At 66.9% G+C, this 14,793-nt stretch carries 9 protein-coding genes and 2 pseudogenes; 3 read left to right on the top strand and 8 right to left on the bottom strand.

What is annotated here, in order from left to right:
* Nucleotides 1-95: 95 nt before the first annotated feature.
* Nucleotides 96-548 (bottom strand): annotated as a pseudogene (locus EYW47_RS04675) (acetyl-CoA C-acetyltransferase); the annotation flags it as partial.
* Nucleotides 549-832: 284 nt separating this feature from the next.
* Entirely contained in the window at nt 833-1,738 is a 906-nt protein-coding gene (locus EYW47_RS04670) for an SDR family NAD(P)-dependent oxidoreductase (RefSeq protein ID WP_133194190.1), read from the bottom strand.
* Nucleotides 1,739-2,080: 342 nt separating this feature from the next.
* On the opposite strand from EYW47_RS04670, the gene EYW47_RS04665 reads away from it, so the two are divergent.
* The gene (locus EYW47_RS04665; RefSeq protein ID WP_133193722.1) at nt 2,081-2,983 is read left to right on the top strand and encodes a LysR substrate-binding domain-containing protein; all 903 of its coding nucleotides are present in this window, start codon (nt 2,081-2,083) and stop codon (nt 2,981-2,983) included.
* A gap of 78 nt (nt 2,984-3,061) precedes the next feature.
* Here EYW47_RS04665 and EYW47_RS04660 read toward each other — a convergent pair whose 3' ends face one another.
* The 3 genes from EYW47_RS04660 to EYW47_RS04650 all read right to left on the bottom strand — a co-directional run bounded on the left by EYW47_RS04660 (nt 3,062) and on the right by EYW47_RS04650 (nt 8,541).
* Nucleotides 3,062-4,219, bottom strand: a complete 1,158-nt coding sequence (locus tag EYW47_RS04660) for an acyl-CoA dehydrogenase family protein (protein WP_133193721.1) — start codon at nt 4,217-4,219, stop codon at nt 3,062-3,064.
* Nucleotides 4,220-4,310: 91 nt separating this feature from the next.
* Entirely contained in the window at nt 4,311-5,840 is a 1,530-nt protein-coding gene (locus EYW47_RS04655; protein ID WP_133194189.1) for a class I adenylate-forming enzyme family protein, read from the bottom strand.
* Between the two features lie 271 nt (nt 5,841-6,111).
* A complete protein-coding gene (locus EYW47_RS04650) occupies nt 6,112-8,541 on the bottom strand; it encodes a cytochrome P450/oxidoreductase (RefSeq protein ID WP_133193720.1) in 2,430 nt (809 codons plus the stop codon).
* 134 nt (nt 8,542-8,675) lie between these two features.
* On the opposite strand from EYW47_RS04650, the gene EYW47_RS04645 reads away from it, so the two are divergent.
* Nucleotides 8,676-9,665: an IclR family transcriptional regulator gene (locus tag EYW47_RS04645; protein ID WP_133193719.1), complete on the top strand. Its 990-nt coding sequence runs from the start codon at nt 8,676-8,678 to the stop codon at nt 9,663-9,665.
* 10 nt (nt 9,666-9,675) lie between these two features.
* Here EYW47_RS04645 and EYW47_RS04640 read toward each other — a convergent pair whose 3' ends face one another.
* Both EYW47_RS04640 and EYW47_RS04635 read right to left on the bottom strand, forming a co-directional pair.
* Complete coding sequence (locus tag EYW47_RS04640) at nt 9,676-10,914, bottom strand: cytochrome-c peroxidase (RefSeq protein ID WP_133194188.1); 1,239 nt, start codon at nt 10,912-10,914, stop codon at nt 9,676-9,678.
* 112 nt (nt 10,915-11,026) lie between these two features.
* Complete coding sequence (locus EYW47_RS04635; RefSeq protein WP_133193718.1) at nt 11,027-12,313, bottom strand: alkaline phosphatase family protein; 1,287 nt, start codon at nt 12,311-12,313, stop codon at nt 11,027-11,029.
* Nucleotides 12,314-12,634: 321 nt separating this feature from the next.
* Between EYW47_RS04635 and EYW47_RS04630 the strand changes: the two genes are divergently transcribed.
* Complete coding sequence (locus EYW47_RS04630) at nt 12,635-14,197, top strand: NYN domain-containing protein (RefSeq protein WP_133193717.1); 1,563 nt, start codon at nt 12,635-12,637, stop codon at nt 14,195-14,197.
* Nucleotides 14,198-14,529: 332 nt separating this feature from the next.
* Here the strand turns inward: EYW47_RS04630 and EYW47_RS04625 are convergent.
* Nucleotides 14,530-14,763 (bottom strand): annotated as a pseudogene (locus EYW47_RS04625) (hypothetical protein); the annotation flags it as partial.
* Nucleotides 14,764-14,793 lie beyond the last annotated feature (30 nt).

The raw sequence follows: 14,793 nt of genomic DNA, 5'->3' as shown, positions 1-14,793 counted from the left end.
CATGGTTGAGGCCGGCAGCGGTGCGATGCCGCCGACCTCGTGTTCGATGCGCCGCGCTCGCACACTTGTGCGCGACGCCATTGATGCGGCCAGCCTTACGCCGCGCGCTCGAAGATGGCGGCGATGCCCTGCCCGCCGCCCACGCACATCGTTTCGAGGCCATAGCGGCCCTTGCGGCGCTGCAGCTCGTAGAGCAGCGTCGTGAGCATGCGCACGCCGGTCGCGCCGATCGGATGGCCAAGCGAGATGCCCGAGCCGTTCACGTTCAGGCGCTGATCGTCAGCATGGTCGTGCCAGCCCCAGCCCTCGAGGACCGCGAGCACCTGGCATGCGAACGCCTCGTTCAGCTCGACGAGATCGAGCTGGTCGAACGTGAGGCCGGTCTTCTGCAGGAGCTTGCGCACGGCAGGCACGGGGCCGATGCCCATGGTCGAGGGCTCGCAGCCCGCCGCGGCCCAGCCCGTGAGATAGCCGAGCGGCGTCACGCCCAGCTTCTCGAGCTGGTCTTCGGCGACGATGAGGCACGCCGCTGCCGCGTCGTTCTGCTCGAGCCTCCGGTTCGTGCCTGCCGCGCCATAGGCGAGAAAGTCCACGACGTCCGCATGCGCCGGCTCGAGCGTCCCGGACCACGACGCGCCAATGAACACGCGAAAGCGCCCGCCGGCCCCTTCCTGGCTGCCCTGCGCGGCGATGGCCTTGCGCTGCGCCATCAGCCGCGCCGTGAGCGTGCAGGGCTCCGCGCCACACTGCCCCCACGCGACGAGGTCGCCGGGGCGCACGTACTGCGCAAAATCGAGCGCGTCCGCCTCCACGACACGCGCGGCACGCGACATCAGACCGGGTCCCAGCTGAAAACGTCGGCCGAGACATCGAGTTCATGGAACGAGCCGCGCAGCGCCGGCATGGCGTGCTGAGCGATCGTCTCAGGCGTCCAGCCCTCGCCGCGATGCACGGAGCGCACGGGACGCGGCTGGCTCATCAGGAAGATCTCGTTGTTGCGCACGGCAAAAATCTGCCCCGTGACGTCCGCGGCCTGCTCGCTTGCGAGGAACACCGCGAGCGGCGCGATCTTCGCGGGCGTCATCTGCTTGATCTTCTCGACACGTGCTTCCTGCTCCGGCGAATCGATCTTGATCGAGTTGATCATGCGGCTCCACGCGAACGGCGCGACACAGTTCGATCGCACCCCGAACTTCTGCAGATCGAGCGCGATGGACTTCGAAAGCCCCGCGATGCCCAGCTTCGCCGCGCTGTAGTTGGCCTGCGCGAGATTGCCGATCAGGCCCGAGGTCGAAGTCATGTGCACGAAGGCGCCGCTGCGCTGGTCCTTGAAGTGGTCGGCGGCGGCGCGCGACACGTAGTAAGAGCCGTACAGGTGCACCTTTACGACCGCGTCGAACTCCTCCTCGCTCATCTTGTGGAAGAAGCGGTCGCGCAAAATGCCCGCGTTGTTCACCACGCAGTCGACGCGGCCGAACACGTCGAGCGCGTTTTGCACGATATGCGCGGCGCCCGCGGCGTCGGCCACGCTGTCCATGTTCGCCGTGGCCTGCCCGTCGAACGCCTCGATCTCGTTGACCACGGCCTGCGCGGGGCCGTCGTTGTGACCCTCGCCCGAGAGCGATGCGCCCACGTCGTTGACCACGACCCTGGCGCCCTGGCGCGCCATCGCCAATGCGATGTCGCGGCCAATGCCGCCGCCCGAGCCCGTCACCACCACCACCTTGCCTTCCAGCATCCGTTGCGTCGTCATCGTTCGTGCTCCTCCGTCCCGCATTGCACGGGCATCCGTTGAAATGAATCTGTTGTGCCGGCGCGCGCCGTCTTGTGGTTTGTGGCGCCGTTTGTCGTGCTTGCAGCTTGACGCAACGCTCGCGCGGGCACAATTTGGATATGCCGAATGCCCGATTCGTCCAGGATTAACCCGTAATTGCGCTAATGGCGCGTGTTGCGCTGCGACGCAATAATGCGCAAGATCCGCGATAGTCTTGCCGCTTGCGCAGAATCGTTCGAACGAACGATGACACCGGCGGCGCCGGCCCCCGGTCACCAAAGGACCAAGGCACTACTGGGCGAAACCATGCATTTCGATCTTGTCGACCTGAAGCTCTTCACGCACGTGGCGGAGGCCAGCAGCCTCACGCGCGGCGCGGAACGCGCGCATCTATCGCTGCCCGCGGCCAGCACGCGCATCAAGAATCTCGAAGAGCAAGTCGGCGTGAAGCTGCTCTCGCGCACGAGCCAGGGGGTGACGCTCACGGCGCCTGGGGAGACGCTGCTCGCGCACGCGCGGCGTGTGCTCAAGCAGTTGGAGCAATTGACGGGCGACCTGCAGGAGTACTCGCAGGGTGTGAAGGGCCACGTGCGCGTGTTCGCGAACACCACGGCCACGAGCGAGTTCCTGCCCGCCGTGCTGCGCACCTACCTCATCAATCACCCGGATGTGTACGTGGATATCCACGAGCGGCTGAGCCCCGACATCGTGCGCGCCGTGCAGGACGGCACCGTCGACATCGGCATCGTCGCCGGCGACGTGCGCACCGAGGGGCTCGAGGTCATGCCCTACCGGCGCGACCGTCTCGTGCTCGCGACCGCGCTCTCGCACCCGCTCGCGCAGGCGAGCGAGATCGACTTCGCCCAGACGCTCGGCTACGACTTCGTGGGCCCGCCCGACGACAGCGCAATCTATGCCTTTCTCAAGCGCGCGTCATCGAACTTGCAGCGCACCATCCGCTGGCGTATTCAGGTCAGCAACTTCGAGGCCGCGTGCCGCATGATCGAAGCGAACATCGGCATTGGCGTGCTGCCCGAGGGCACCGCGCGCCGCCACGCGCAAACCATGGCGCTCAAGATCGTGCCGTTCACCAACGAGTGGGCCGTGCGCAAGTTGCAGATCTGCGTGGCCGAGCGCGAGGCGCTGCCGCTGTTCGCGCGCAAGCTCGTCGATCTGCTGGTGGCCGACGGCATCGGCCGGCTCGAATGAATTTCGCTTTTATCCCGCTATTTCAGGGCTGATTCTGCGAAAGAGCGGCGGTGAACCCGACGCCACCGCCTTCACGAATCAAAGCGCTTGCGCGTCGCGCATCATATTGCGCGCAATGACGATCTGCTGGATCTGGCTCGTGCCTTCGTAGATGCGGAACAGGCGCACGTCGCGATAGAAGCGCTCGATGCCGTAGTCGGCCATATAGCCCGCGCCGCCGAAAATCTGCACCGCGCGGTCGGCCACGCGGCCACACATCTCCGAGGCGAAGAGCTTCGCGCACGCCGCCTCGGTGCTCACGTTCTTGCCTTCGTCGCGGCGGCGCGCCGCGTCGAGCACCATGCAGCGCGCGGCATAGAGCTCGGCCTGGCTGTCGGCGAGCATAGCCTGCACGAGCTGGAATTCGCCGATGGGCTGACCGAATTGCTCGCGCTCCATCGCATAGCGCAAGGCGTCGTCGAGCATGCGCTGCGCCACCGCCACACAGATCGCGGCGATATGAATGCGGCCCTTGTCGAGCACTTTCATCGCGGTCTTGAAACCCACGCCCTCCTTGCCGCCGATAATGTTCCCGGCCGGCACCTTGACGTCCTCGAAGATCACGTCACAGGTGTGCGCGCCCTTCTGGCCCATCTTGCGGTCGCGCTTGCCGAAGCTGATGCCGGGCGTCTTCGCATCGACGATGAAAGCCGTGATGCCGCCCGCGCGCGGCTCGTCGGGGTTGGTACGCGCCATCAGCGTGAACATGCCCGCCTGCGGCGCATTGGTGATGAAGCGCTTGGTGCCGTTCACGACGTAGTGGTCGCCGTGGCGCTCGGCGCGCGTCTTGAGCGAGGCCGCGTCGGAGCCCGAGCCCGGCTCCGTGAGCGCGAAGCTCGCGATGACCTCGCCGGTTGCAAGCTTCGGCAGCCACATGGCCTTTTGCTCCTCGGTGCCGTCGATCACGATGCCCTGCGAGCCGATACCCACCGTCGTGCCGATGATCGAGCGAAACGCGGGCGAGGTCTTGCCGAGCTCGAACATCACGAGCACTTCCTCTTCCATCGTCAGGTCGAGGCCGCCGTAGGCTTCCGGAATCGTGAGGCCGAACAGGCCCATCGATTTCATGTCGCTCACGATGTCGGCGGGAATCTCGTCGGTATCCGCCACGCGCTCCTCGTTCGGCACGAGGCGCTCGCGCACGAAGCGCGCGACGTTGTCGAGCAGCACGTTCATCGTTTCCTGGTCGCGAATCATTATTGGCATCCCTTATGAGTTGAGTGCAGCAGCGCCTTGCACCGGCCAGAGCCCCGGACGAAAGCGCGCCGGTTCGAATTGAAACGACGCGCTAGCGGCGGCGCGCAGCAAGCTCGCGCAGCGGCTGCTTTTGCAGCTTGCCGCTCGCGGTGGTGGGAATCATGTCGATGGGCACGATCTGCACGGGCCGCTTGTACGGCGAAAGCCGCTCGCCGATATAACGCTGCAACGCCTCGATATCTAGCGTCGCGCCCTCTTTGGGCTCCACGAAGGCCACGACTTCTTCGTTGCCTTCGGCGTCGGTGCGGCCCACCACGGCTGAGAGGCGCACCGCCTCCCAGGTGTTGATGACCGACTCCACTTCGATTGGGTAGACGTTGAAGCCCGAACGGATGATGAGGTCCTTTGAGCGCCCCACGATGAAGAGCGCACCATCGGCCTCGAGCCGTCCGAGGTCGCCGGTCTTGAGCCACCCGTCGGCGTCGATCGCTTCGGCCGTGAGCGCGGGCTCGCGATAGTAGCCATGCATGACGCCGGGCCCACGCACCCATAGCTCGCCGGCCTCGCCCCGCGCGACTTCGCGGCCATCGGGGCCCACGATGCGCAGCTGGGCGCCTTCGACGATCTCGCCCGAAGACGTGTCCTTGCGCGGCCGGTCCATGCGCGTGATGAAGAGCGAGCCCGCGTACTCTGTCATGCCATAGCCGTGATGCAGCGGCATGCCAAACAGCGCTTCCACCTGCTGCTTGAGCGTGGGATCGAGCGGGCCGCCACCCGTGTAGAGATAGCGCAGGCGCGGCGCCTGCACCGCGCCGCCATGCTCGCGCGCCCACGCGACGATGCGCGTGAACATCGTGGGCACGCCCTGCAGAATGGAGATTTCCGAAGCGCTCAACGCCTTCACCACCTCCTCGGCCGAGAAGCGCGTGGCCAGATACAGGCTCGCGCCCGCTTCGAAAGTGGCGAGCAGCAGCGTGGCGAGGCCGAAGATATGCGACATCGGCATGACCGCATAGGCGCAGTCGGCGGGCGTCATGTCGCGCGAAGTGGCAGAGACGTGCGCGAAATGCAGCAGCCCGCGATGCGTGGCCATCACGCCCTTGGGCTGGCCCGTCGTGCCTGACGTGTAGATGAGGAGCGCCACTTCGTGAGCGAGCGCTTCTGGCTCGCGCACGGCTTGCGAGTCGGGGTCCGCCATCATCAGCGGGCCGAGCCCCTCTGGCGCAATTTCCTTCGCGCGCTGGCGCACGCCGTGACGCAGCGCGTCGGGAGAGGCCGCATGCGTGAAGAGCATGAGACGCGGCCCGCAATGCGCGCGGATCGTCTCGATCTCGCGCTCCGAGAGCCGCGCGTTGACGATGGCCGGCCACGCGCCGATTTCCGAAAGCGCGAACAGCAAGGTGATAACGGCCGGGCAGTTCTCGGCCACGACCATCACGCGATCGCCCGTGCCCACACCCTGCGCGCGCAAGAAACGCTGCGCCGCCTCCACGTTGCGCCAGAGCTGGCCGAAGCCGATCTCGCGGCCCTCTTCGCGTATCGCCGTGGCCTCGGGCGCCGCTTGCGCCCAGTGCCGCGCGATGTCGCTGATCTTGCGCGCCGCCCGCGCCACGCCTGTCACCACCTTCGCCTCCTGTCTTTGCTCTCTCGGTTCTCTCGCGGCGCGTGTGCACGCGCCGCCTCGCGACAGTTCTCAGTGTGGTGGAGCGGCACGCAGCCAACAATTCGTTTTCAAAGAAGCCGGCATTCGTCTGGCCAAAAGTCGGCAATAGCCCCGATGTTCATCCTGCTTGCTGCGCCTGCTTGCTGCTCCCGCTTGCTGCTTGCGCCGGCCGCCGCAAGATCGTCGGCAAAACGTAATATTCGCGCTCACGCCCCGGTACGCTCGCGCCCTAAAGCTCGAGTATCAGCCGTTTGCCCCGCGCGCGTGAGCAGCAGGTCATCATGCGCGTCTGCGCATCGCGCTCGGCGCGCGTGAGCACGACATCGCGATGATCGATCTCGCCCGCCAGCACGCGCACCTCGCACGAGCCGCACAGTCCTTCCTCGCAATCGCTCTGCACGTCGATATTTGCGCGGCGCAGGGCGTCGAGCACGGTCTGGTCCGCGCCCACCTCGAGCACGACGCCCGAATCCCTGAGCTCGACCTCGAAGGCGTGCTCATTGGCCGGATCGAGCTTGCCGGCGCTCGCGGCGAAGTGCTCCATGCGCAAGGTCTCTGCGGGCCACGCCGCGCTCGCGGCTTCGAGCGCGTCGAGCATGCGCGCCGGGCCGCAGGCATAAACGCGTGTGTGATCGTCCACGCGCAGCGCGCCGAAATCGTTGCGCGTGCCTTCATCGGAGGCGTACAGACGCAGCCGTTCGCCATGCAACTGCGCCAATTCCTCGACGAACGCCATGGTCCGACGCGAGCGGCCGCTGTAGTGCAACGCGTAGTCGATGCCGAGCTCGCGCGCGCGGCGCGCCATCGCGCTGATTGGCGTAATGCCGATGCCGCCCGCGATGAAAATGGCCCGGTGCCCCGCCTCGCGCGTCTCGTCGAGCCGGAAATGATTGCGCGGCCCGCGGATCCTCAGGCGCATGCCCTCGCGCAGCCTGTCGTGAATCCACATGGAACCGCCGCGGCTGCGCGTTTCGCGCAGCACGGCGATTTCGAACGCGCCCGTGTCGGCGGGGTCGCCGCACAGCGAATACTGGCGCGACAGCGCGTCGTGGCCGCCTTTGCCACATTCGTCGGTGCCAGTGCCGAACCCGGCGCCACATTCCACGTCGATATGCGCGCCTGGCGCCCAGCGCGGCAGCGTCGCGCCCTCGGGCGCAACCAGACGCAGCCGCACGATGCCCTCCGCCACGGTCTCCACGCGCTCGACCACCACGGGGCGGCTCAGCGCATGCGATGAAGGCTCGCCGATGCGCACCGGCGAGCGCGCCCCCAGCAACGCACGATTCGTGCGCTCGGGGTTTCGCGCGGGGTCCCATTCCACCCATAGATGCTCCGGACCCCGAAATGATGTATTAGGCACGTAGGTGAATGGCTGATCGGCCAGACGCATATGCGGCAGGCGGCGCGTGAATTCCTCGAGGAAGATCTGCATTTCCATGCGCGCGAGGTTCTTGCCCATGCACTGGTGTGCGCCATAGCCGAACGTGACGTGGTCGCTCGCGTTCTCGCGCCGGATATCGAACAGGTCGGCGTCGGCAAAATGCTGCTCGTCGTGATTCGCCGACGACGTCACGATCAGGAGCTTCGAGCCCGCCGCAATGTCGATGCCGCCGATCTGCACGTCCTTCGTCGCAAGGCGCCGCCACGCCGCGATCGAGCCGTTGTGGCGCAGGCACTCCTCCACTGCGTTCGGTATCAGGCTCGGGTCTTCGCAGAGCTCGCGCCACGCGCGCGGATGCTGCAGCAGCAGCTTCATCGCGTTGGCCGTGGCATTCGCCGTAGTCTCGTGCGCGGCCACGATACCCGCCATCATCATCGAATGCAGATAGGAGTCTGTGACGACTTCGGGATGCGCCAGCTGCTTGCGGATGCCGTACTGCATCCAGCCGGGGCCCTCGGGATTCTGGCGCATCTTCTCGAGTACCTTGCCCGCGAACTGCCAGAAGTTGCCCACCGCGTGCGCGACCGCCACCTGCTCTTCGGGGCGCGGGCGGCCCCACGTGTTGACCGTGTGCGCGATCGAGTAGCGGCGCAGCATGTCCATGTCTTCCTCGGGCACGCCGAGAAAATGCAGCGCCACCGTGAGCGGCACCTCCCAGAGGATCTGGTCGACGAGATCGGCGCGGCCCGAGTCGATGAAACGGTCGACGTATTCGCGCGTGAGGCGCCGCACCATGGGCTCGTGGCGCTTGAGATGCTCGGGCGTGAACGGCTCCATCAGCACACGGCGGCGCGGCATGTGCGCGGGCTCGTCTTCGTTCACCAGCGTGCGGTTCATGGCGTAGCCGTACGACTCGAGCACCGCGTTGGCCTCGGGCCCGGTAGGCGTGATCTTTTCGAGCGCGATGGAGGGCGAGAACGTGAGGTTGTCGCGGAAGATCGCCTTGATGTCGTCGTAGCGCGTGACCACCCAGTAGCCGAGCTGCGGGCTGTAGAACACGGGCTCCTGCTCGCGCGCCCAGCGCACGTACTCGGGCGGGTCCTGCTGGTAGCCGTCGCTGAACGGGTCGAAGGCCGCCGCGTTCGCGCTCACCGGGCAGCGCGCGGCGGCGTCAGGAGCCGCGTGCGCGCCGTGGGGAAAGGGGCAACGCCCTGCCGCCGCGCCTTCGGGCCGGGAGTCCGAGGGCTGCGCAGCGGTATCGCCGGGTGTCTCGCTCATGGTGCTGCCTCCTGCAACTTTGCGCCGATGCCGTTTTGCGTAACTCTAGTACGCATTGCGTAACGCAAAGATAGGGGTTAACCTCCACGCATGCCGTCACGCGCATGGCGGGGCGGCGTCACCAGGATCGCTGAATGATTAAAAAAGCCGCATCCACGACACCCGCGCAAGCCGCCACGCATCGCGTGGCGACCAAGAAGCCATCCCGCCCAGGCGCTGGCGTGCCCACCCCGCCGATCCCGGCCGGCAGTGCCGCGCCCTCCGGCGCCGCGCCGCGCGAGCGCCGCCAGCGCGTGCAGTCCGCGCAAACCGGCATGGCCGTGCTCAAGGGCCTCGCGCGCCTGGGCGGCCGCGCGAGCCTCTCGAATCTCGCGGGCTACGTGAGCGAGAGTCCCGCCAAAGTGCACCGCTATCTGGTGAGTCTCATCGAGGAAGGGCTCGTCGTGCAGGACAGCGCGACGCAGCAGTATCTGCTCGGCGCGGAAGCCATGATGATCGGCGTGGCCGCCATGCGCCAGGCCGATCCCGTGCGCGCGGCCGAGCCCGCGCTCGTGCGGCTGCGCGAGGCGCTGGAGGTGACCTCGTTCGTCGCGGTGATGGGCAATATGGGACCCACGATCGTGCGCTTCGAGGAGCCGGGCCTGCCGGTCACGGTGAACGTGCGCGTGGGGTCGGTGATGTCGCTGCTGTGGTCGTCCACGGGCCGCGTCTTTCTCGGGCTGCTCGACGACTCGCGCGTGCTCGCGCTGGCGCAGGAAGAATTCAGGCATGCGGCCCCGGCGTTGCGCGCGCTGCTCGAAGCGGATGAAGCGCGCGACGGTACGGACAACGAAACGCTAAGCCACGCCGGCGCCCCGGTCAACAGCTTGCGTCGCGCGGTGCAGGCCGAAGTCGAAGCACACCGTTGCGCGAGCGTGAAGGACACGAACCTCAAGGGCATCAGCGCCGTGTCCGCGCCGCTCTTCGATCACACGGGCAGGCTCTGCGCCGTGCTCACGGCGCTCGGCGCGACCGGCGGCTTCGACGCGTCGCCCGAGGGCCCCGTGGCCGACGCGCTGCGCCGCGAAGCGGCTGCCGCGAGCGCCCTGCTCGGCTACGCGCCGCCGGCCACGCGGGCGGCGTGAAGCATAGGGATCACGGCCCGTGCGCCGGCTGCGCGCCTGGCCGGTAACCGTCGTCGAGCGTCTTCAGAAAGGCGATCACATCGTCGATGTCGCGCGCGTTCCAGACCGGCTTGCCACCCAGTTTGCCGGTCAGCGGCGCGTCGATGGTGTCGACGTTGCGGCGCAACGCCGGCGGCAAGTCATCGAACTTCACGACCTGGCCGTGGGCGTCACGCGGATACCACTTCTGCGGACTCGTGTCGCGCTCGACGTAGAAGCGCAGCGCGTCGCGCAGCGTATGGAAGCGTCCGTTGTGAAAGAACACCTGGCGCGTCGCCACGTTGCGCAGCGTGGGCGTCTTGAAGAGACCGCACATCGTCTGGTCCCTGGCGAGATCGTGGCGCAACGGCCCGCATAGCCCCTCGTCGTAGTACGCCGGATCGCGATTGACCCGCAGCTCGGGATTGCGCGGCACGCCGAGCGCCTCGAACTGGAAATCGGTGAAGAGCGGATGCGCGCCGTTCGCGCCGGGCTGGTCGATATGACACGACGCGCAATTGCCGCCGTTCGGATCGTCGAAGAGCTTCTTGCCGCGCCGCTCGCTCGCCGTGAGTTGCGCCTTGCCGTCCAGGTAGTCGTCGAACTTGCTCGTGTACGGGTGAAAGTCGGGCTCTTCGAGCTCGTAACGCTCGATTGCGGTCATTGCCTCGCGCAACGCCACTTGCGGCGAGTCGAATACCGTCTCGCCGAAGACCTGCTTGAAGCGTGCCGCGTACGGTGCGCGCGCGAGCTTCGCGACAACCGAAGCCGCGTCGCGGTTCGCCATCTCGCCGGGATTGAAGAGCGGAAACGTGGCCTGGTCGCGCAGGCGGTTGAAGCGCCCGTCCCAGCCGAAACCGCCCGCAGGCGAGTTGTCGTCCTCGAAGCGCTCGCCGAGGCTGGCCGCCTGCACATGCGTCCAGATGGGCGTGCGATCGAGCACGTAGCGCAGCGTCGGCACGGCGCGCGTGCCCTGCGAGCGCAGATCGGCGCCGCCGAGCTGCGCGGCGAGGCCGTTCGGCGGCCCGTAGGCATGCGCGGGGCTGTGGCAACTCGCGCACGACATGCGCCCGGAAGCCGAGAGCGACGGATCGTAGAACAGCAGCTTGCCGAGCGCAGCGGTGTCGCTATAGACGGGCTTTGCCACGGCCTGCGGGGCCACCGCCGGGGATGCGATGCGCGAGGCCTGAGCATGCGCGATCCCCGGTGCGCTCGCTGCCACTATGGCCATGATGGCCGCCACCGCCGCAACCGCGGCGGTGGCCGGTACGAAGCGCGCAGCCTTGACGGCGCTGCGCGCCGTCCGGCTCGCGGCCGCGGTCACGAAAGGGGCCGTCATAGGCTTACAGGTTCGTGAAGATGTCGTTGCCGAAGCCCGCGAGCCCCGTCTGCCCCGCATAGCCGAGATGACTGAGGCCGAAGATGTCCTCGATGCTTTTGAGCATCGAATAGTGGTTGTACGGCACCGTCGAGACCGTGCCCGGCTTGATGAACTTCGAGATCATCACGGCGCCCGTCTGGTCACCGCCGTAGTTCGACTTCGCCATCACGAGCGCGATGTTGCCGAGCGCCGCCGGCAGACCCGGAATCGCGCTGGCCGGCACCGAGCCGTAGGCCTGCGACTGCGGGAACGCCGCGAGGTTCGGCCCCGGCTGTTCGCTGCAGCAGGTGCCGCCCGCATAGGTCAGCGTCAGCGTGGCCGGCTTCGTGCTCGTGTTCAGCGTCTGGCTCGCGTAGCTGCTCTCATCGAAATTGATGATCAGGAGTCCGTCCTGTTGGAACGCGGGCGAGGCCGTAATAATGGGCACCCACTTTTCCAGGAACGCGTTGGCGCTCGTGAGGCCGCCCGGCTGGCCGTTCACGCACGGCGAGTCGTGGCCGTCGTTGCACAGGTTCGGCGTGATGAAGTTGAAGTTGGCCGTGGTTACGGTCAATTGCAGGTCATTCTGCAGCTGGTTCAGGTTCACGACGTTCGTCCCGCAGTCGGGCGAGTCGATGATCGAGTGGAAGTACATGAACGGATTGTGGCGCGTCGCGTACTGGTCGCCCTGCGGCACCGCCGCGCTCGGCGCTTCCGCTCGCTGCGTCTGGTCCGCGGTGTTCAGGGCCGGGTGGCCGCAGGTGGCGGCTTCGCGCGCCGGGTCGTTGCCCATGTCCTCCGCGTAGCCCTTCCACGTGTAGCCCGCCGCCTTCAACTGGTCGGGCAGCGTCTTGATGCTCGCCGGGAACACGCAGCCCGTGCCGATCGCCTGCCCATCGGAGGTCATCCCGGTCAGGTTGTAGTCCTCATAATCCGTGCAGTCGTTATCGGTTTGCGGGGTGGGCGCCTGGCCGCTGACCATCGCGATGTAGTTGTCGAGGCTCACGTGGCCCGTGCCGTAGTAGTTCTGCACGAGCGCCCCCTGCGAAGCCAGGGTCTGGGCCAGATAGGGCGCCTTCGAGCTGGAGCCGAAGGTGCTTGCGTAGTTCTCGTTTTCGAGCGTGATGACGAAGACGTGGCGGATTTGCTGCTGGCCGGTTGCGGCAGGCGTTGAAGAAGAGCCGCAGGCGCTCACGAAGAGCGCGGCGAAAAGCGCAGCGAAGACGGACGCGTAAAGCGCCCAGAGCTTGCCCCGGAAACGTATAGCCATGGATGTCCTCTGTTTTGTGGAGTTGTTGTGGGATTCTTTGTGAGTACGCGCTGCATGCACGCCGTTTGGAGCCGCGAAGGTTAGGCAGCCCGTGTGACGAACGCGTGAAAAAAGATGCTGATCTCGCACTAAAACGCGTGCATCGTCCAAATGAACTATGCCCGTGCACACAACCGCATGGCCTGACCAGCGCCCTCCAGAGATGCACGGCATGTGGGCGCCGTTATGTGTGCATGCATGGCGGCTGCCTGTGTTTTCAGCCGGTGTCACGCCAAGGGGCTATCATGTGCGTTCGAACTGTAGATGGAACGAACGAATCACATGGCCTCCCCCCAGGAAAACGTCAGCATGGCGGTGTTTTGCGACTTCGAGAACGTCGCGCTCGGTGTGCGCGACGCGAAGATCGACCGCTTCGATATCAAGCCCGTGCTCGAGCGGCTCTTGCTCAAGGGCAGCATTGTCGTGAAGAAGGCCTATTGCGACTGGGACCGCTACAAGGGCTTCAAGGCGTCGATGCACGAAGCGAGCTTCGAGCTCATCGAGATTCCACACGTGCGCCAGTCGGGCAAGAATTCCGCCGATATCCGCCTCGTCGTGGACGCGCTCGATCTCTGCTATACGAAGTCGCACGTGGACACCTTCGTGATCGTGAGCGGCGACTCCGACTTCTCGCCGCTCGTCTCCAAGCTGCGCGAAAACGCCAAGAAGGTGATAGGCGTGGGCGTGAAGCATTCGACCTCGGACCTGCTCGTCGCGAACTGCGACGAGTTCATCTTCTACGACGACCTGGTGCGCGAGCTCGCGCGCGAGCAAAAAGAGCGCGCCAAGGCCCGCGGCGAAAGCGGTGCGAACGCGAAGCGCCAGCCTGGCGACGACAGGCGCAATACTGCCGAAAGCGCCGCCGAGAGCGCCGAGGAGCGCGGCGAGGAACGCAAGTCCAAGGCGATCACGCTAGTGGTCGAGACGCTCGACGCGCTCGGCTACGAACGCGGCGACAGCGGCAAGATCTGGGCCTCGGTGCTCAAGAGCGCGATCAAGCGGCGCCGCCCCGACTTCAACGAGGCGCGCTACGGCTTCCGCGCGTTCGGCAACCTGCTCGACGAGGCGCAGGCGCGCGGCCTGCTCGAAGTGGGCCGCGACGAGAAGTCGGGCACCTATGTGACGCGCACAAGCCAGCCGGCGAGCGCCGCGACGAGCCCGGTGGAAGAAGCCCCGGCACCGCGCGCGGACGAATCGCGCTCGCGACGCAAGGGCCGGCGCGGTGGCCGCGGTGCGGCTGCGGCGGGCGAGAATGGGCACGAGCAGGAACGCGAAACGAGCGACCTGCGCGAAGTACGCGAGGCGCAGGAAACGGCCGAGGCGCACGTGTCGTTCGAATTCGAACAAACGCGCGAGTCCGAAGCCAGCGCGGCGATGTCGAACGGCGACCTCTTCACCGAGACCGCCAAGACGCAATCGCGTGGCGCGCGTGCACGCGAGCGCGCACGTGAACACGCGCATGGGCACGCCCACGAGCACGACGAAGCGCGGCACGCCGCCGACATGCCGCTGTTCGGACAGCCGCCGCACGGCGCGCACGAAAGCACGGCCGGCGGGGCGCCGGCCGAGGCGCATCAAGAGCATCAAGCGCATCAAGCGCCTGATGCCCCCGAAGCGCCCGCAGCACCGCGACGCGCACGCAAGACCGCATCGCGCAAGAGCGCCGCACGCAAGAAGGCCGCCCCGCCGGCGGCGCAGGAGGCCCATGCGGAGCCGCGCGAGGTGACGGAGCCGCCCGCGCCTGAAGCCGACGCGGACCGCGAACCCGCCAGGAAGAAAGCAAAAGCGCCGAAGAAGACAACGGCGCGTGCACGCCGTCCGCGCAAGGCGCCTGAGGAAAGCTGAGCGCCGCGAGCTCAGGCTGCAGGCGGCCTGAGATGTACCTTCAAAAGCGGCGCATGAGGCGGCGTCAATCGGCGGCATCAATCGTCGCCGAACGGGTTCGCCGAGCGCTTGCGCGGCGCCGGTTCGCTTGCGCTGCCCTTCTCAGACGAAGCCGTGCCGAACGGGTCGCCGCCCGCCTTCGATGGATCGGACGGCTTCGCCTCGGCGAACGGATTAGCTGCCGGCGCAGGCGTGGGTTCACCGAACGGATCGACGCTCGCCGGTGCGTGCGTGCCGCCGAACGGGTCGTCAACTGGAGCGCGCGGCGCCTCGCTCTCCTCCCCGCCGGACGCCGAGAGGTTGTACTCCGCCTGCACCAGCGCGAGCACGCCGGCGATGCTCGCCTCGAACCCCGCCGCGTTGCCAAAATTGCGCATCGTCCAGTTGCAGCCCGTGCGGTCGGGGGTCTGCAGTTGCGGACGCGGCACGCCGATCTTCACGCCGTCGTCCACGACTTCCTGCAGCCGGTGAATCCGGCGCTTCACTTCCTCCTGCAGCCGCGACGCGTTGAGAGTCTTGCGCAGCATCGGGCACCTCCTTTTCCATGCTCGAATCGA

Source organism: Paraburkholderia silviterrae (genome assembly GCF_004353915.1).
In the GTDB taxonomy this organism is placed as follows: Bacteria; Pseudomonadota; Gammaproteobacteria; order Burkholderiales; family Burkholderiaceae; genus Paraburkholderia; species Paraburkholderia silviterrae.
This window is presented reverse-complemented; position numbering and strand designations above follow the sequence as displayed.